The sequence below is a fragment of the Arthrobacter citreus genome, from assembly GCF_038405225.1.
Classification (GTDB): Bacteria; Actinomycetota; Actinomycetes; order Actinomycetales; family Micrococcaceae; genus Arthrobacter_B; species Arthrobacter_B citreus_A.
On record NZ_CP151657.1, the window covers coordinates 1,836,813 to 1,854,019 of the forward strand.

Sequence of the window (17,207 nt, forward strand, 5' to 3'; positions counted from 1 at the left end):
CGGCATACTGGCCGATCAGCACCTCACGAAAGCACTGTTCCGGGTCTGGCACCTTCGGCCGGGAACGGCCGGAGGTCCCCCTGACGCGAACCGGGAGTGGGCTTGGGCCGCGCGGCGGGGCTGCATTCGGGCTGTGCAGCGGGGCTGCGCCCGTGCCTCGCCACGGAGCCGTGGCCGGGACCACGCCCGGCGGCAGCAGAGGCGCCCCTTCATCCCCCGAGAGAAGACCGCAGGCTTCTGCCCCGTCCAGGGCTCTTGCGCTGCCCAGAGCAGCCGCCACCAATAGGGTGTCGCGCACCGGACGGGCATGCAGGCTGGCCAGCAGGAAACCCGCCGCATCGGGATCCGTTCGCAGCAGCGGGCATCCCCTCCCCCGAGGCAACAGGTCAGACCGCTCAGGCCCGGCAGACCCATCGGATCGATCAGCTGGATCAGTCCCGTGTGACCCATCGAACCCGTCAGACCCGTCAAGAAGGAGCCCATCAGACCCGTCAGGCCCGTCAGGAAGAAGCTCGTTAGACCATTGCCCGTTGACCTCCGCTGCCGCACTGTTCAAAAACTCGTCCCAGACCGCCAGCGTGCCCGCAAACTGGGCACGCCGACACCACTTGCCCTTGAGCCGGCGGGTATAACGCGCTCGGTGCATCATCTGTTTACCGTCGCCCTCCCACACCGGCGGCAGATCCTGTGTCACCGCCTCCTCCAATGAAGAGGCGTAAGCACTGCCCCGGAAAACCATCTCCGCACTGAGGGTACTGTCCCCAATTTGGCTCAGGGGACGGCCCGGCCAAGGGCAGCAGCTGCTGTCCGAGCAGAAGTACTCCCGCCAGGCACTCTCCGAGACGAGCCAGCCGTCGCGGAGGGGCAGGCCTGCATCAGCAAGCTGCCGTCCAAGTTGGTCAACCAACTTGCGGTAGGGCGGAACGCCCGGCTTTGGCCACTTCCGGTCCGTGTACATCGCCATGAGCACTCCGTTTGCGGCCCGGTCCGAGCGCAGCAGTTCAGTGACCCGGGCAGCAAACTCCGAGTAGTCGAGCGCGGCTGCTGGCAAATCCAGCCGGAGAGTGGCGCCGAGGCGGGAGGAATCCATGGTCATGAGCACCAGTGACTCCTGTGGCACAAAGCCCAAACTGTGGGGAATGAAAGCCAGGATGTCCACTGGCCCGCTCACGGGAAACGGATCGTGGGCATGTTGGCCGTTGGGAGAGTTCGTCATGGATCGAGCTTCGGGCCCGCATGCCCACTCGCTCATCCGGCACCGGGAATCTGTGGACACTTGAGGGCTGCCCGCCCTCCGCTGAACGCCGTGGAGGACGGGTCAAATCATCTTCACGAGGGATCGGCCCGATGGCGTGAAGCCCGGTTATCTGCACGAAGGATGACCTTTACGGGGCAAGTGGCCCGCAAACGGCTTCTATCGGACAGATCAAGGGCTTTGAGAATCTATCGTGCAGATCAGGGGCCTTCCGGGAATCCTTCGTGCAGAAAAGGGGCTCAAAAGAGCGATTCCGGGGCTCATGGTCCCGTTATCTGCACGATAGAAAGTTTGAAGCCCCGTTATCTGCACGAAGGATGGGTTCGACGGCGTGAAGCCCCGTTATCTGCACGAAGGATCGGCCCGACAGCGCGAATACCCCTTCATCCGCAGAATTTCATTGGCAGAAATGTGGCACAGGCACTACCTTCTGCCCTCCAAGTGGAACCGCTAATTCGGTTCGCGGCCCGCGCCGCTCCCGGCGTCGTCACCGCCGTCATTTCCGGAGCCACGAACGGCCTGCCGGGACCGGCGCGCAGCCTGCTTCGCCTGGCGTTCACGGGCAATAGCTTCCCGCAGCGGCGGCAGCCGGACGCCGTCGTCGGCCATGCGCGCGCGAACCCTGCCCCTGGTGCGGAGGATTCCGGCAACACCCAGGGCCATGACAGCAAACTGCACCGCAAACGCAATACGGAACGAATCCAGCGCATACAGGTCTCCCCCGGAGAATCCGGTGGAGTTCAGCGCATCCAGCACCACTCCAATCAGGTACATGGAGACCAGGGAAGCGATGAAGCCGCCGATATTCACAATGCCCGTGGCGGTGCCCAAACGGTGCCCGGGGTTGTAGGTCCGGGCAAAATCAAAGCCGATCATCGACCCCGGACCGCCAACGGCCAGCACCGCCACCAGCAGAGCGAGCAGCCACAGCGGAGCCGGACCGGGATACAGCAGCACCGCCAGCCAGGCGCCGGCCATGGCAGCGGCAATCAGCAGCACCATGGTGGACCGGCGCAGCGGGTGGCGCCCCACCCAGGAGCCCAGCCACGGACCGCAGACGACGGCCACCAGGACAAACAGCGTCATCAGGGCCGAGGCCCGGGATGATTCAACCCCTTCGGCGCTGACCAGGTACGGGAAGCCCCACATCATGACAAAAACCGTGCCGGGGAACTGGATCGTGAAGTGGGTCCACATCCCCAACCTCGTTCCGGGCTGGCGCCATGCCTCGGCCAACGACGTGGCGGTTTGGCGCAGGGGAAGCAGCGGCGGCGCCTGCGAACCGGGCGGGCGGTTGCGCACCACCAGAAGGGTGAGCACAAGGACAAGCACGGACAGGGACGCCGCGGAAACAAAGGCGGTGTTCCAGCCGTATTTGTGCAGGACAAAGGCAAACGGAACGGCACTGACAATCTGCCCCAGCTGGCCCACAATTCCGGTCCACTGGGTCAGGACGGGGATCTGCCGGCCGCTGAACCAGGCCGGCAGCAGCCGCAGGACACTGATAAACGTCAGGGCATCGCCGGCACCCACCAGAGAACGGCCAAGGATGCCGCCGCCCACCGATTCAGCGGTGGCCAGTTGAAGCTGTCCGGCGATCATCAGGGCGGCACCGCCGGCAATCAGCAGCCGCGGACCGAACCGGTCCACGAGCACGCCGACGGGAATCTGCAGCCCGGCGTACACCAGCAGCTGCACCACCGTAAACACGGAAAGGATGGAGGCCGTGGCGTCAAAGCGGGCAGTCGCCTCCAGCCCGGCAACACCAAAAGTGGTGCGCTGGGTTACCGCGGCGAGATAGGCGAGGACACTGATCCCCCAGACAAGCCAGGCGCGGGAAGCCTTCACCGGCGCGCCTCCGGAGACTTACTCCCGGGGGTAGTCCCGCGGCCCTGTCCCGGACTCCCGGCCGGCCTGTCCCGTCGTGTCAGCGTTCCCACCAGTTTCTGTTTCCTCCGTTGTGCTTTCATGATCGGCCGGATGGTTCTCCGGCCACAGCGCCTCGGATTCCTCTTCCGCCTGCGGGCTGGCCAGATACGCTTCGACAGCTGCACCCAGCTCCTCGGCATTGGCAAGCTCGTCATTGTCCTTCACCAGCAATGAGCGGCGCACGTTGCTGTCCGTGTACTCGTCATAGCGCTTTTCCAGCGTCGCCACCACGCCCTTGACTTCGGCGGATGCCTCCACCTGCTCGGCGATCTGGCGTTCGACGTCGCGGCCGGCTTCGCGGAGCCGGTCCGTGGGCAGCACCAGCGAAGCTGCGGCTCCCAGATACTCCAGACCCGCCACTGCGGCGGGAGGGAATTCGGCTTCGGCCAGGTAATGGGGCACGTGCATGGCATGCCCGACGACGTCGATTCCGGCCTGGGTGAGCCGCAGTTCCAGAATATGGCCGACGGCGGCCTGGATTTGCGCGCTCGGCCGCCAGGAGCTGATCCCGGCCATGAGGTCAGGCCGGTTGCCGTGGACCGTCACGCCCACGGGGCGGGTGTGCGGCACGGGCATGGGAATCGAATGGATCCAGCTCACCTGCTGCACGTCAAACGTCTTGGCCAGATGCACGACGGCGGCGGCAAACCGTTCCCACTGCACGTCCGGTTCAAAACCGGTCAGGAACAGGAAGGGCTCTCCCAATCCGTCGTAAAGCCGGTACAGGTTGAGCAGCGGCGGCTCGTAGTCCGTTAAATGGTCTTCCACGAAGAAGATCTGGGGGCGGCGTGCCCGGTAGTCGATGAGCTGGTCGGCGTCGAAAGTCGCCACGAGGTCATGGTCAAGCGTTTCCAGCAGCTCGTCGCGGATCTGGGACACAACGTGTCCCGCCTCAGCAAAGCCGGTGAAGCCCACCAGAAGCTGCAATCCGTTCAGGCCGGCGTCGCCGGCGACTTCCGGATTCAAGTTAAACAGGGTCAGCGGATCAAGCATGTCTTCCCCTTCTGTGCTTCCATGTGCTTCGGTCTCCCGAGGTATGCGGAGTGTCCCCGCTTCGGTCTGCGGAGAAATCTCCGCCGGACGGCCGGGGCGGCGCAGGTGCGCGCTGTTTACTCAAGGGTAAACGCCGCCTGCCCCGCGTTTCATTCCCGTCCGCCGAGGGCGCACTCCCGCTTCGCAAACCTCGGCAGCGGCGGCAAGAGACTACGATCTGTACAGAGGCGCCGCTCCGCACTATGCGGGACGCGGGGGAAACGCGGCACCAGCCAACCAATTCATGCAATAGGTAAGGATGAAACTTCGTGGTCAAAACGAACGAGCCAAATCTGTCGGTGGTCTCCCGGGACGTGCAGAAAGTACCGGCCCAGGCACTGGTGGTAGGGATTGGCCAGACTTCCGGCGGCCCCGTTCTGGTTGAGAGTCCGCTGAGCCCCAAGGCGGCTTCCGCCCTCGCCGCGTCACTGCCCCTGCTCGGCGTCACCGGTGCCGCCGACGAGGTGCACCGCCTGCCCGGGCTTCCCGAACTGGAAGCCCAGATGCTGGTCCTGGCCGGAGTCGGCAAGGTCACCGCCGGTGTTCCGCTCAGCGAAGAGGCACTGCGCCGCGCCGCGGGCTCGGCCGTACGGCAGCTCGCCGGCACCGAGTCCGTGGCCCTGGCCCTGCCGGCCGCGACCGTAGCCGACGCCGCCGCCGTCGCCGAGGGCGCCCTGTTCGGCGCCTACAGCTACTCCGAGCACCGCACCGACAAGGGCACCGCGCCCAAGGAGCCCGTCAGCAGCATCATCATTGTCACTCCCGCCGCCGACGAGAAGGCGCTCAAGCCGGCACTGGAACGCGCCCGCATCCTGGGCCGCGCGGTAAATGCAACCCGGACGCTGGTCAACCAGCCCCCGAGCCACCTGTACCCGGAAACCTTCGCCGCCGCCGCCAAGGACCTGGCCAAGCCCCTCTCGTCCAAGGTCAAGGTGACCGTCATGGACGAAAAGAAGCTGGAGCGTGACGGCTTCGGCGGACTGATGGGCGTGGGCAAGGGTTCATCCCGCCCGCCGCGCATGGTCAAGGTGGAATACGCGCCGCAGCGCGCCAAGGCCAAGCTGGCCCTGGTGGGCAAGGGCATCACCTTTGATTCCGGCGGACTCTCGCTGAAGCCTGCCGCGGGCATGCAGACCATGAAGTGCGACATGGGCGGAGCCGCCGTCGTCCTGAACGCACTGCTCGCCATCGCCGATCTGGGCCTGCCCGTGAAGGTCACGGCCTGGCTGTGCCTCGCCGAGAACATGCCCTCGGGCACCGCCCAGCGCCCGGGCGACGTCATGACGACCTACGGCGGCCGGACCGTCGAGGTGCTCAACACCGACGCCGAGGGACGCCTGGTCATGGCCGACGGCCTCGTCGCCGCATCCGAGGAAGCCCCCGACGTGCTGATCGACGTCGCCACCCTCACAGGCGCCCAGATGATCGCCCTGGGCAACCGGGTATCGGCTGTCATGGGCGAGGAGGGCGTGCGCGACGCCGTCAAGGCGGCCGCGGACCGCGCCGGAGAACTCTTCTGGCCGATGCCCATTCCGGAGGAACTGCGCGCCAGCCTGGATTCGCAGGTCGCTGACATCGCCAACCACGGCGAACGGTTTGGCGGCATGATGACGGCCGCGACGTTCCTGCGCGAGTTTGTCGGCGAAGTTGACGGCGTCAAGATCCCCTGGGCCCACCTGGACATTGCCGGCCCCGCCTTCAACGAAGGCTCGCCGTACGGCTACACGCCCAAGGAGGGCACCGGCGTCGCCGTCCGCACGCTGGTGGCCTACGCGGAAGACGTCGTCTCCCGCTCCGCCTAAGCCCGGCCTATAGCACCGGCCCCGTTCAGGGGCCACCGGTAACGACCGTTGTGACTGGTGTTTCTCGTTACACTTCCCGCCGGCGGGCCTTCATCGAGTGGATGGAGTCCTGCCGGCGGGATAGTGTGAGAGACAATCACGACCGCCCAAATCACTAAAACGACGCGCCCATGTGCGTCACCGATTACGCGAGGGAGCGTCCAAGTGGCCGAAAAGGCAACTGCGCAAGAATTCGACATCCTGATCCTCGGAGGAGGAAGCGGCGGTTATGCCGCTGCCCTTCGCTCCGTGGAGCTGGGTTTCTCCGTAGGACTTATCGAAAAGGGAAAGCTCGGCGGCACCTGCCTCCACAACGGCTGCATTCCCACCAAGGCCCTGCTGCACTCGGCCGAAATCGCTGAGAACGCCAAGTCCGCTTCGAAGTACGGCATCAAGGCCACCTTCGATTCCGTGGACATGGTGGCGGTGAACTCCTACAAGGACAACATCATTGCGGGCAAGTTCCGCGGCCTCCAGGGCCTGATCAAGTCCAAGGGCATCACCGTTATCGAGGGTGAAGGCAAGCTCACCAGCGAAAAGACCATCGAGGTCAACGGCGAAACCTACACGGGCGCCAACATCATCCTGGCCACCGGCTCCTACTCCCGTTCACTGCCGGGCCTGGAAATCGGCGGCAAGGTCATCACCTCCGACCAGGCGCTGAAGATGGACACCGTTCCCAAGAGCGCCATCATCCTCGGCGGCGGCGTCATCGGCGTGGAGTTCGCCTCGGTGTGGAACTCCTTCGGCGTGGACGTCACCATCATTGAAGGCCTGCCGTCGCTGGTCCCCAATGAAGACGCAGCGATCGTCAAGCAGCTCGAACGCGCGTACAAGAAGCGCGGCATCAAGTTCAGCACGGGCATCTTCTTCGACAACGTGAAGCAGAACGACGACGGCGTCGTCGTCACGCTCGCGGACGGCAAGACCTACGAAGCGGACCTGATGCTCGTGGCCGTGGGCCGCGGCCCGGTCACCGCCAACCTGGGCTACGAAGAAGCGGGCCTGACCATGGACCGCGGCTTTGTCATCACCAACGAGCGCCTGCACACCGGCGTGGGCAACGTGTACGCCGTTGGCGACATTGTTCCCGGCCTGCAGCTGGCCCACCGCGGCTTCCAGCAGGGCATTTTTGTGGCCGAGGAGATCGCCGGGCTTAAGCCGGTCATCGTCGAAGACGTCAACATCCCCAAGGTCACCTACTGCGAGCCGGAAATCGCTTCGGTGGGCCTGACTGAAAAGGCCGCCAAGGCCAAGCTGGGCGACGAGAACGTCCAGGTCCAGGAGTACAACCTGGCCGGCAACGGCAAGACCTCCATCCTGGGCTCCTCCGGCCTGATCAAGATGGTCCGCGAAAAGGACGGCCCCATTGTGGGTGTCCACATGATCGGCGGACGCATCGGTGAGCAGATCGGTGAGGCACAGCTGATCGTGAACTGGGAAGCATACCCGGAAGACCTGGCGAGCCTGCTGCACGCACACCCGACGCAGAACGAAGCCCTCGGCGAGGCTGCCATGGCCCTCGCCGGCAAGCCCCTGCACGGCTAGACCAAGAACCACCTGCTTAGTGCACCCGGCAGCCAACCCTCCGGGTGCACTAGGCTTCACACCACCAGCACCAGCGGTACGGCTGGTCAACAGATTCTAATAAGGAGAAACGGGGACAATATGTCTGAAACCGTGAACTTACCCGCCCTTGGTGAAAGCGTCACCGAAGGCACCGTTACCCGCTGGCTCAAGGCCGTGGGCGACAGCGTCGAGGTAGACGAGCCGCTGCTGGAAGTATCCACCGACAAGGTTGATACCGAGATCCCCTCCCCCGTTGCCGGCGTCATCGAGGAAATCCTCGTGGCCGAAGACGAAACAGCTGAAGTTGGCCAGGCGCTGGTGCGCATTGGCGATGGCTCCGGCTCCGCTGATGCGGCCCCCGCCGAGGAAGCCCCCGCCGAAGAGGCACCGGCTGAGGAAGCTCCGGCCGAAGAGGCTCCGGCAGCGCAGGAAGCTCCGGCACAGGAAGCTCCCGCTGCCGAGTCGTCCGACTCTGCTGAGGGCACTGAAGTGACCCTGCCCGCCCTGGGCGAGTCCGTCACCGAAGGCACCGTTACCCGCTGGCTGAAGGCCGTGGGCGACGACGTCGAGGTTGACGAGCCCCTGCTCGAGGTATCCACCGACAAGGTTGACACCGAGATCCCCTCCCCCGTTGCCGGCAAGCTGCTGGAAATCCGCGTCAATGAGGACGACACCGCCGAGGTTGGCGCTGTTCTGGCCGTCATCGGTTCCGGTGCCGCCGCTCCCGCGAAGGCCGAGCCGAAGGAAGCCGAGCCCGTAGCGGCAGCCTCCAACGACGAGCGCGAAGCTCCGGCAGCGGAGCCGAAGAAGGAAGAAGCGCCTGCCCCCAAGCAGGAGGAGAAGAAGCCTGAGCCCAAGGCCGAGGCTCCGAAGCAGGAAGCCCCGAAGCAGGAAGCTCCCGCGGCCTCCGAGTCTGAAGGCACCTATGTCACTCCGCTGGTGCGCAAGCTTGCCAACCAGCACGGCGTGGACCTGTCCACGGTGAAGGGTTCCGGCGTCGCCGGCCGCATCCGCAAGCAGGATGTCCTTGAGGCTGCCGAAGCCAAGAAGGCTGCTGAGTCCAAGCCCGCCGCCGCACCGGCCGCTTCCCCGGCTTCCTCGTCCTCCGACAAGGCAGCTCCGGCACAGATCAGCGAAGCAAGCGCCAAGCTGCGCGGCACCACGGTGAAGGCACCGCGGATCCGCCAGACGATCGCCCGCCGCATGGTCGAGTCGCTGCAGGTCTCGGCTCAGCTGACCCAGGTCCAGGAAGTGGACATGACGCGCATCGCCAAGCTGCGCACCTCCGCCAAGGAGTCCTTCGCCGCCCAGAACGGCGCGAAGCTAACCTTCCTGCCGTTCATCGCCAAGGCCGTGACCGAAGCGCTGAAGCAGCACCCCAAGCTGAACGCTTCCTACGATTCGGACGCCCAGCAGATCACGTACCACGACGCCGAGCACCTGGCGATCGCCGTGGACACTGAAAAGGGCCTACTGGTACCGGTCATCAACGACGCCGGCGACCTGAACATCGCGGGCCTGGCCAAGCGCATCGGCGACGTCGGTTCGCGGACCAAGAACGGCAAGATCGGACCCGACGAGCTGTCCGGCGGAACCTTCACGATCACCAACATTGGTTCCGTTGGCGCACTCTTCGACACCCCGATCATCAACCAGCCGCAGGTGGGCATCCTGGGAACCGGTGCGATCGTCAAGCGTCCCGTCGTCCTGACCGACGCCGAGGGCAACGACACCATTGCCATCCGCTCCATGATGTACCTGTCCCTGTCCTACGACCACCGTCTCGTGGACGGCGCCGATGCGGGACGCTTCCTGCAGACGCTGAAGGCACGGCTTGAAGAAGGCAACTTCTCGGCGGACCTGGGCCTGTAACTTCAGGATCCGGTAGCCGTTTCGCCGCAGAGGGCGCTTTCCTTCGGGGAGGCGCCCTTTGTGCTGCCTGGACCACCCTTTTCTACCTGTTGTAGAATAGTTACCTTTTGCCCCGCCCCTCCGGCACAGAATGCTGACGGGGTGTCGGTAAGCTGGAATTATGGACTTCCTACAGAGCTTCCTTGTCTTCCTGCACATCCTTGGCGCAGCCATCATCGTTGGCATCTGGTTCGCGAGAATCAAGAACCCCACGGTGATGCCCGGCCAGTTCCACGCCGCACTGCTGCAGCTGGTCACCGGATTGCTGCTCGTTGGCCTGGCCGAAATGGATGACTACGACGTCAACCACATCAAGATCGCGGTCAAGCTGACTGTTGCCCTGGTCATTGCCGTGCTCGCCTTCATTGGCCAGCGCCGGTACAAGAAGGATCAGCCGGTCAGCGGACTGCTGGCCAACGGCGTCGGCATCCTGACGGTGCTGAACATCGCCCTCGCCACCATGTGGTAACAACCGCGTGAGAGCCGCTCCCGCGGACTGGCTCAGCGGAGCAGCCGCTCCGGCCGCTGCGGTAGATCCTGCCGCGCGACTCTGAATAGGATGGGATGAAGTGCCGGCAACTGCCGGCCTTCATCCCATCCGCTTTTTAAGGAGCCCCCCATGGCTACAGTCCGCTCAGCCCACACCGTATGGAACGGCGATCTCTTCAACGGCAAGGGCGAGGTCACCCTCGACAGCTCCGGCCTGGGAACCTACGACGTCACGTGGAAGGCCCGCGCCGAGGAAGCCAACGGCAAGACCAGCCCCGAGGAGCTCATTGCCGCGGCCCACTCCGCCTGCTTCTCCATGGCTTTCAGCAACGGCCTGGCCGAAGCCGGCAAGACCGCCGAGCGGATTGAAACGTCAGCTGACGTTACCTTCGTTCCCGGCACCGGCATCACCGAAAGCCTGCTCAAGGTGACCGCTGTTGTCCCGGGCCTCACCGCCGAGGAGTTCGAGGACATCGCCGAAGCCGCCAAGAGCGGCTGCCCGGTTTCCCAGGCCCTCGCCGGCATCAAGATCTCGCTGGAGGCGACGCTGGAATCCTAGGCACCAGTTTGCCGTAGCAAAACGGCCCCTGTCCCGTCCGGGGCAGGGGCCGAATTTGCATTTCGCTTTCCAAGGATCGGCATGGGATCCGGAGGTTGACCGAAATAGTCTCCGCTTCCGGTCCACCCGCCGAAGTTTATAGTGCCGCTCCCACCCCCAGGCCGATGAGGGCGGCCGCCACTGAGAGCACAAGCATCACAACGCCGCTGATGAACGACGCGCCAAAGCGGCCCTGCTTAATGAGCTGCACCGTCTCGTAACTTGCAGTACTGAAGGTTGTATAACCGCTCAGGAACCCGGCGCCTATGATGACGGAGAGGTCCGTCGGCTCCAGGCGCATGAATGTGAGTCCGGTGAGCAGTCCGAGCACAAGGGATCCGGAGACGTTGATGATTGTCGTTGCCCACGGGAACGTGGTCTTTAGTCGCGATCGGACAAGCCCGTCAATCACGAACCTCGCGACGGCGCCCAGCCCGCCGGCCAGCATCAGCACCAGAAAAATCAAGGGGGTCATGAAGAGGCCCCACGCCGGCTGTCATTCCGTCCACCCGGGCCACGGGTGCTGATTCTGCTCGCCACGGCAATGCCCGCCCAGGTGCTGCAGGCACCTGCAAGCACAGTTCCGAGTGCGTAGATCAGAGCTGCCCAGGGCAGAGAGTCGCGGAGGTACAGGGCAGTGTCGGTGGCCAGCGAACTATAGGTGGTGAACCCGCCGCAGAAGCCCGTCCCGAGCAGCAGCTTCAGCTTCCCGCCGGTCGGCGTGCTGCCCGTGCGGGTGATGGCCTCGTAGAGGCAGCCAAGCAGAAAGGCCCCAACCGCGTTAATGACCGGGATGGCCACGGAGATGTCACCCAAGTTCGGGATGACCAGTGCGAGGCCTTCTCGTCCGGCTACACCGGCGGCACCGCCAACGAAAACGAGCGCCATCGGTACCCAGCGCACGTGTGCTGCGTGGCTGTTGGCGCTCATACAGCGCTCCGGGGAAGGCCAGAGTTCGTACGGACCACATGGGCCGGCATCAGGACGACCGGACGCAGCCGAAACCCGGCGGGGATGCCGGCGACCCACAGCTGACCAGCCCGGCACCGCGAGAACGGAGCCGGGCGGTCATCGTGTGCCCTAATGCCGGCTGTCCCGGTTTCCGGTTTCACCGGTTCCCGCGCGTACTGGTCCGGGCAGGATTGCTGCCTTCTCCCCCGCTCCCTCCGGCGGCTTCCCTTCCGGGTTTGATGTCTGCGGCCGCGCCGGCAGGGGCGCCGGCTGCAGCGACGGGTACCCGGCCAGAGCCGGCGGCTCGTCCGTCGGCAGCTCCGACAGCATTTCCTTCAGGATGCCCACGCCGTGCTCCAGCTGGGGGTCCTCGCCGGCAGCATAAGCGTGCGGTGGGAAGGGCACTTCGATGTCCGGGTCGACGCCGTAGTTTTCCACCGTCCAGCCGATGCCGCCGGTGACCCAGAAACCGTAACGGGGCTGGTTCACTCCGGTGCCGTCCACCAGCTTGAACCGGCCGTCAATGCCCACCACGCCGCCCCAGGTCCGCATGCCCACCACGGGGCCGATGCCGCGCAGCTTGGCCACCTGGGTGATGATGTCGCCGTCGGATCCGGCAAATTCATCGGTCAGGATCACCACGGGTCCGCGCGGAGCGTGCGCCGGGTAGGTGCTGGGCTGCTCGCCGCGTGCCAGTGTCCAGGCGGTGACCTTGCGGCCAATCAGTTCCGCCACCAGCTGGGAGGTGTGGCCGCCGCGGTTGCGCCGCACATCCACAATCAGTGCGTTGCGGGACGATTCCTGGTCCAGGTCGCGGTGCAGCTGTGACCAGCCGCTGGCCACCATGTCCGGAATGTGCAGATACCCGAAACCGCCGTTGGACGCTTCCCGGACTATCCTGCGGTTCGCCGCGACCCAGTTCTGGTAGCGCAGGCGTTCCTCACTGCGCAGGGGCACGACGGCGATGCGGCGCTGGCTCGGCGCGCCGGCGCCGTCCCGCGGTGAACGGACAATGGTCAGTTCCACGGTTCGCCCGGCCGCGTTGGAAAGCAGCGGGGCTGGCCCCTGGTCCACGGACACGGGCCGGCCGTCGACGGCGGCAATGACGTCACCGGGGTGCACGTCCGCCCCGGGAGCTGCCAGCGGCGAAACAGCCTGCGGATCGGACGACTCGGAGGACAGGATCCGCACGACTTCCCATCCGCCGGCACCGGGACGCAGGTCCGCGCCCAGGAATCCCTGGGCGCCGGCACCGGGTTCTGCCGCAGGTTTGGGCATGACGTATGCGTGGGAGGTGCCCAGCTCGCCGTGCATCTCCCACAGCAGGTCCACCAGGTCATCATGCGAACCCAGGTTCTCCACCAGGGGACGGTACCGGGCGTGGATGCCCTCCCAGTCCAGTCCGCCCATGTCGGGCGCCCAGAAGAAGTCCCGCTGCAGCCGCCAGGCCTCATCAAATTCCTGGCCCCAGACCTTCACCGGTTCCAGCAGGACACGGATCCGGCTGAGGTCCACGGTGACGTGCTCGGGTGAGTCGTTGTCGGCGCGGGACGACGACGGGACGGCATGCACCTGCTGTTCGTGGACGTAGACAACCTTCCGGCCGTCGCCGCTGATCTCGTAATCATCCAGCGCCGGCACCAGGACCGAAACGTCCTTTTTCTCCAGGTCAAAGCGTTCCAGCCGGCTTGCGGGCTGGCGGTCTCCGGCCGAAGCCCGGCCGTCCCCCGTGACGCCATAGCTGTCCGAGGCGAGCCACAGCAGGGCGCCGTCCGCGGCGGTGAGCTTTTCATAGCGGCCCTGGGGCACGGGCACCGCAATGATTCGGTCGGAGATTCCCGCCTCGTCAACCACGGAGCGGGGACCGGTTGCCGCCGGTTCCGCCGCATCATCCGAGGCCACCGGCTGCTTTTCAGCCCGCGGGACGGGAAGCCCGTGGACGGAGGGACCGAAGGGGGATGGGGTGTCCGCGGCCAGGGCCACGAGGAAGGGCTTGGTCGATGACGGGAAGCTCAGGTCGAAGCGGTGGGTGTCGTAAACGGGGTCGAAACTGCGCTCGGACAGGAACGCCAGGTAACGTCCATCCACTGTGAAGGCCGGGGCATGGTCGCGGAACCGGCCGTCGGTCACATCGATGATGGCCGCTGCGGGGTCGTCGACACGAACCAGCCGGATCCGGGCGCGGGCGCCTTCTCCGGTGACGGGCTCCGCCCAGGTAAGCCACTGCGAGTCGGGTGAGAACGCAAGCTGGTCAACGGCTCCGTGGCCGGTGGTGGCAACACGCCGAAGGCTGCCCGTCTCCGGGTCCAGGAGGAAAACTTCTCCGTATTCGGTGGACACGGCCACGGCTGTTCCGTCGCTGGCTGCGGCGATCTGGGCCACGCGCGTCGGCTTGTCAAAGGGGATGCGCAGCGTCCGGGCGGACTTTTCGTCCCCGGCTGCGGGCGCTGCTTCTTCCTGTTTCCGCTGCTCCGCCTGCTCGCCGGCCGGCTCTGGAGCCTTCGCCGCTTCCGCCGGAACCGGCGCGGTAACGGCAGAAGCCGGAACCGGAGTGCCGGTAGCTGCGGAGACCGGGCGGGGCAGGTCCGGCTCGGGCTCTGCCGCTTTGGGTGCCGCAGCGGCCGCCGGCCGGGGAGCCTCCGCCACCGAGGAGGCGGGGACGGGGGCTGCGGGCAGATCCAGGTCGGCAAAGACGCTGCGGACATAAAGGGATTCCTCGCCGCCCTGGTCCGCCACATACACGGCCCGTCCGCCGGTCAGCGGCCGGCCCAGGCGGGCGCGGACGGCGGAGTCAGCCTCGATGACGCGGGACGGACCGTCGCGGTGCGTCAGCCAGTGCAGCGTGCCGTGGGTTTCCACCACTGACGCTGTTCCTTCGGTGTCCGGCAGGACCGAAGCCAGATGGGCTCCGGCGTTCAGCTGCCGCGGACGGCGGCCGGTGCCCGCCGATCCCAGCGTGATGTCCAGGGGCCGGGCCTCGCCGTCCAGGGAGGGGAGCAGCCACAGGGTACCGGCGGATTCGAAGACGATCCGCTGGCCGTCCGTCGATGCATGGCGGACGTAATACTCGCCAAAGTCCGTGTGCCGGCGCAGGTCGGTCCCCTGCGGCGTCACTGAATACAGGTTGCCGTAGCCCTCATGGTCGCTGAGGAAGACAACCCGGCCGTCGATCCACATCGGATCCGTCAGGTTCCCGTCCAGCTCCGGCACGAGACGTTCAAATTCACCGTTGCCGTCGGCGTCGATCCACAGTTTGCCGGCGGTGCCGCCGCGGTAACGCTTCCACCAGGCCGGTTCGCGGGTCATCACGGAGCCGACGACGACGGGGCGTTCGTCGCCCACTGCGGGACCCTCGGCTACCGCATCAACCGGCCCGTAAGGCAGGGCCCGGGGAGCGGTTCCGTCCAGCGGCACTTCATAGGCCCAGCGCAGCCGGAAATCCTCGTGTTCGAAAGGGCTGATGGCAATCACGTTGCCGGAGGCGCTGAAGCCCCGGACCCGGGTGCCCTGGTTGCCCCAGTACGTCAGCTGGCGGAAGTCTCCGCCCTCGGTATCCGCAGCCACCACCTCGGGGGCGCTGCCCTGCACCACGCTCCAGGCAATGGTGGAACCGTCAGGTGAAAACCGGGGATTTCGCGCCGGAAGCTGCATAGACGAGATCCGCCAGGCACGGCCGCCCGTCAGCGAGGCCACCCAGACGTCATCTTCCGCCACAAAGGTAACGAGGTCGTCGTGCAGATCGGGAAACCGAAGATAGGGAGTTGAACTCATTCCCCGATCCTATCTTTCGGGCGGCCCCGGACGCCTCAGGGCGGGCCGGGACGGCGCGTGCAGGTCCCGCCTCTGCGGCTCACGCCGGAGCCGGGAGGATGTCCTCGATGCGCCATCCAGCCGGCGTGCGCACCATGATCAGGACGATGTCCTGGTGCGACAGGGCTGCCGTATTGCGCACCGTGCCTCCCCCGGCATCGCGCTCCGCGTACGCCGAGGTGGATACGGCTGCCGGCAGGCTGACCCGTCCGGCTTCCCCCGGCAGCACCGGTCCGGCGGAGAGAATCTCCACGGACAGACCGGAGAGGAATGTTCCGGCTGCCGCCAGTTTGGCGATCTCCGCACGGTCCGTAATCATGGCGGAAGAGCCGGGAATGTTGACCCCGTCCAGAAGTTCCGCGTTGGCCGTGCTGAATGCACGGGCCCGCAGTTCTGCGAGCGCACCGGCTGCGGCCACCGGGTCCTCTCCCCTCACCAGCGCTTGGAGTTTCGGTTCCGGTGTTTCCGTCAGCGGCCCCCGCGCCCCGGCGGTTTCCGCTCCCGCATCCGGTGGCGGATTCGCTGTTTGTTCACGTCCCCGGTCATGTTCCTGCGGTCCGGGAGTTCCGGGTGCCTTTTCGTTCTCCGGCTGGCCTCCTTCACCCAATGCGCCTTCCCCCTGCTTCGGATCCCCCTCCGTTGTCCCGCCTTCTTCCGCTGCAGCATCCGGACCGGAGGATTCAGTGCCGCCTTTCCCCGGCAGCAGCTCGGGAGCCGCAACGGCCACGGCGCCCACCCCCATCGTGGCCGCCACCAGCAGTGCAGCCACGCTCAGCGGCACCCGGTTGCCGCGCCGCATCCCGCCGGAGATCCCGGGCCCGCTTCCCCCGGCTCCGCCCCGGCTTCTTCCCTCTGTAAGCGTTGACCACCGCCCCCTGTGCAGCCCGCGCACGGCCCTTCCCCGCTCGGTCCGGGCGCGGCGGCTGTCTGCTTCCGGCCCTGCACTGGGAACCGGCATGGCCAGATCCAGCGGTTCGGCAACCGCGGAGGCGAACACGAGCCGGACAAATTCCGCAGCGTCGGGACGGCGGTCCTGATCGTCGGCCAAACCTGCCTCAATAGCCTCAGCCAGAAGCGGCGGAACGGCTGGAAGCAGGGCCGACAGCCGCGGGCGGTGCGTCCGAGGCGGCAGGGGATGCCCGGTCAGTGCCAGCCATCCCAAGGCCGCCAGAGCGTGCACGTCTCCTGCCGGGCCGGCGAAAGACTGGCCGGTCGCCGCTTCCGGGCCGGTCCGGTCTGCAGCTCCGTGCCCGCCCGGCATACCCGTTGCAGAGCCGGTACCGAACAGCTGCGCGGTGCCGAGATCACCGAGCAGCGGTTTCCCCTGCGCCGAAAAGAGGATGTTGCCGGGGGTTATCTGCCCGTGGGAAACCCCCTGCCCGTGCAGGTATGCCAGCGCCGAGCCGATGCCCACCAGGACGGTAACGGCCTCGCCGGCCGTCAACGGCCCACGCGCGGCAGCGATCCGGACCAAAGAGCCACCCTCGGCATATTCGCTCAGCAGCCCGGGCCCGTGGCTCGTCTCGAGCACCGTGAACAGCTGCAGCAGGTTTTCATGTTCAAACCGGGAGAGGATGTTCAGCTCGCGCCGCGTTTCAAAAGTTCCCGCCGGACCGTCCCCGGCCGCTGCCGGCGTCTTGAGGGCAAAGTGGGCGCCGTCGTGTCCGCGCACCGCCAGCCACACCCTGCCGGCCCGGCCCGAGCCCAGCAGCCGGCCGGCCCGGTACCCGGACTCGACCTCGGGTGGACGCTCGGCGGCGGGCACCGCTCCGGCCGCTCCATAGGATTCCATGCATCTGTTCTAGACCGGATTCCGGCGTCG

Annotated in this window: 11 protein-coding genes and 1 pseudogene; 5 read left to right on the forward strand and 7 right to left on the reverse strand. The window is 66.3% G+C overall.

Annotation, left to right across the window (positions count from 1 at the left end; all coding sequences use genetic code 11):
• Positions 1–295 precede the first annotated feature (295 nt).
• The 3 genes and pseudogenes from AAE021_RS18080 to AAE021_RS08560 form a co-directional block, all read right to left on the reverse strand.
• Positions 296–1,252, reverse strand: a pseudogene (locus AAE021_RS18080) (DUF4192 domain-containing protein); the annotation flags it as partial.
• A gap of 453 nt (positions 1,253–1,705) precedes the next feature.
• Positions 1,706–3,103: an MFS transporter gene (locus AAE021_RS08555; RefSeq protein WP_342025184.1), complete on the reverse strand. Its 1,398-nt coding sequence runs from the start codon at positions 3,101–3,103 to the stop codon at positions 1,706–1,708.
• 18 nt (positions 3,104–3,121) lie between these two features.
• Positions 3,122–4,177 carry a PAC2 family protein gene (locus AAE021_RS08560; RefSeq protein WP_342025185.1) on the reverse strand — a complete coding sequence of 352 codons (1,056 nt, stop codon included), beginning with the start codon at positions 4,175–4,177 and terminating at the stop codon, positions 3,122–3,124.
• 308 nt (positions 4,178–4,485) lie between these two features.
• Between AAE021_RS08560 and AAE021_RS08565 the strand changes: the two genes are divergently transcribed.
• From AAE021_RS08565 to AAE021_RS08585, 5 genes are all read left to right on the forward strand, one after another.
• Entirely contained in the window at positions 4,486–6,018 is a 1,533-nt protein-coding gene (locus AAE021_RS08565) for a leucyl aminopeptidase (protein WP_342025186.1), read from the forward strand.
• Between the two features lie 204 nt (positions 6,019–6,222).
• The gene (gene lpdA, locus AAE021_RS08570) at positions 6,223–7,605 is read left to right on the forward strand and encodes a dihydrolipoyl dehydrogenase (protein WP_342025187.1); all 1,383 of its coding nucleotides are present in this window, start codon (positions 6,223–6,225) and stop codon (positions 7,603–7,605) included.
• A 120-nt stretch (positions 7,606–7,725) separates the two neighbouring features.
• Positions 7,726–9,498 (forward strand): 2-oxoglutarate dehydrogenase, E2 component, dihydrolipoamide succinyltransferase, encoded by a 1,773-nt coding sequence (gene sucB, locus AAE021_RS08575; protein ID WP_342025188.1) that lies wholly within the window; start codon positions 7,726–7,728, stop codon positions 9,496–9,498.
• A 160-nt stretch (positions 9,499–9,658) separates the two neighbouring features.
• The gene (locus tag AAE021_RS08580; protein ID WP_342025189.1) at positions 9,659–10,006 is read left to right on the forward strand and encodes a hypothetical protein; all 348 of its coding nucleotides are present in this window, start codon (positions 9,659–9,661) and stop codon (positions 10,004–10,006) included.
• A gap of 150 nt (positions 10,007–10,156) precedes the next feature.
• A complete protein-coding gene (locus tag AAE021_RS08585) occupies positions 10,157–10,585 on the forward strand; it encodes an OsmC family protein (protein ID WP_152218678.1) in 429 nt (142 codons plus the stop codon).
• A 136-nt stretch (positions 10,586–10,721) separates the two neighbouring features.
• Here the strand turns inward: AAE021_RS08585 and crcB are convergent, their stop codons facing one another.
• The 4 genes from crcB to AAE021_RS08605 all read right to left on the reverse strand — a co-directional run bounded on the left by crcB (position 10,722) and on the right by AAE021_RS08605 (position 17,177).
• Positions 10,722–11,099: a fluoride efflux transporter CrcB gene (crcB, locus tag AAE021_RS08590; RefSeq protein ID WP_342025190.1), complete on the reverse strand. Its 378-nt coding sequence runs from the start codon at positions 11,097–11,099 to the stop codon at positions 10,722–10,724.
• Complete coding sequence (locus tag AAE021_RS08595; RefSeq protein ID WP_342025191.1) at positions 11,096–11,554, reverse strand: CrcB family protein; 459 nt, start codon at positions 11,552–11,554, stop codon at positions 11,096–11,098. Before AAE021_RS08595 ends, crcB begins: the two co-directional genes overlap by 4 nt.
• 150 nt (positions 11,555–11,704) lie before the next feature.
• Positions 11,705–15,346: a S41 family peptidase gene (locus AAE021_RS08600; RefSeq protein ID WP_342025192.1), complete on the reverse strand. Its 3,642-nt coding sequence runs from the start codon at positions 15,344–15,346 to the stop codon at positions 11,705–11,707.
• 79 nt (positions 15,347–15,425) lie between these two features.
• Complete coding sequence (locus AAE021_RS08605; protein WP_342025193.1) at positions 15,426–17,177, reverse strand: serine/threonine protein kinase; 1,752 nt, start codon at positions 17,175–17,177, stop codon at positions 15,426–15,428.
• Positions 17,178–17,207 lie beyond the last annotated feature (30 nt).

What these genes read in the sequence shown, in the direction of transcription:
- AAE021_RS08560 (WP_342025185.1), bottom strand. Translation starts at nt 4,177, where the DNA reads ATGCTTGATCCGCTGACCCTGTTTAACTTGAATCCGGAAGTCGCCGGC.
- sucB (WP_342025188.1), top strand. Translation starts at nt 7,726, where the DNA reads ATGTCTGAAACCGTGAACTTACCCGCCCTTGGTGAAAGCGTCACCGAA.
- AAE021_RS08580 (WP_342025189.1), top strand. Translation starts at nt 9,659, where the DNA reads ATGGACTTCCTACAGAGCTTCCTTGTCTTCCTGCACATCCTTGGCGCA.
- AAE021_RS08585 (WP_152218678.1), top strand. Translation starts at nt 10,157, where the DNA reads ATGGCTACAGTCCGCTCAGCCCACACCGTATGGAACGGCGATCTCTTC.
- crcB (WP_342025190.1), bottom strand. Translation starts at nt 11,099, where the DNA reads ATGACCCCCTTGATTTTTCTGGTGCTGATGCTGGCCGGCGGGCTGGGC.
- AAE021_RS08595 (WP_342025191.1), bottom strand. Translation starts at nt 11,554, where the DNA reads ATGAGCGCCAACAGCCACGCAGCACACGTGCGCTGGGTACCGATGGCG.
- AAE021_RS08600 (WP_342025192.1), bottom strand. Translation starts at nt 15,346, where the DNA reads ATGAGTTCAACTCCCTATCTTCGGTTTCCCGATCTGCACGACGACCTC.
- AAE021_RS08605 (WP_342025193.1), bottom strand. Translation starts at nt 17,177, where the DNA reads ATGGAATCCTATGGAGCGGCCGGAGCGGTGCCCGCCGCCGAGCGTCCA.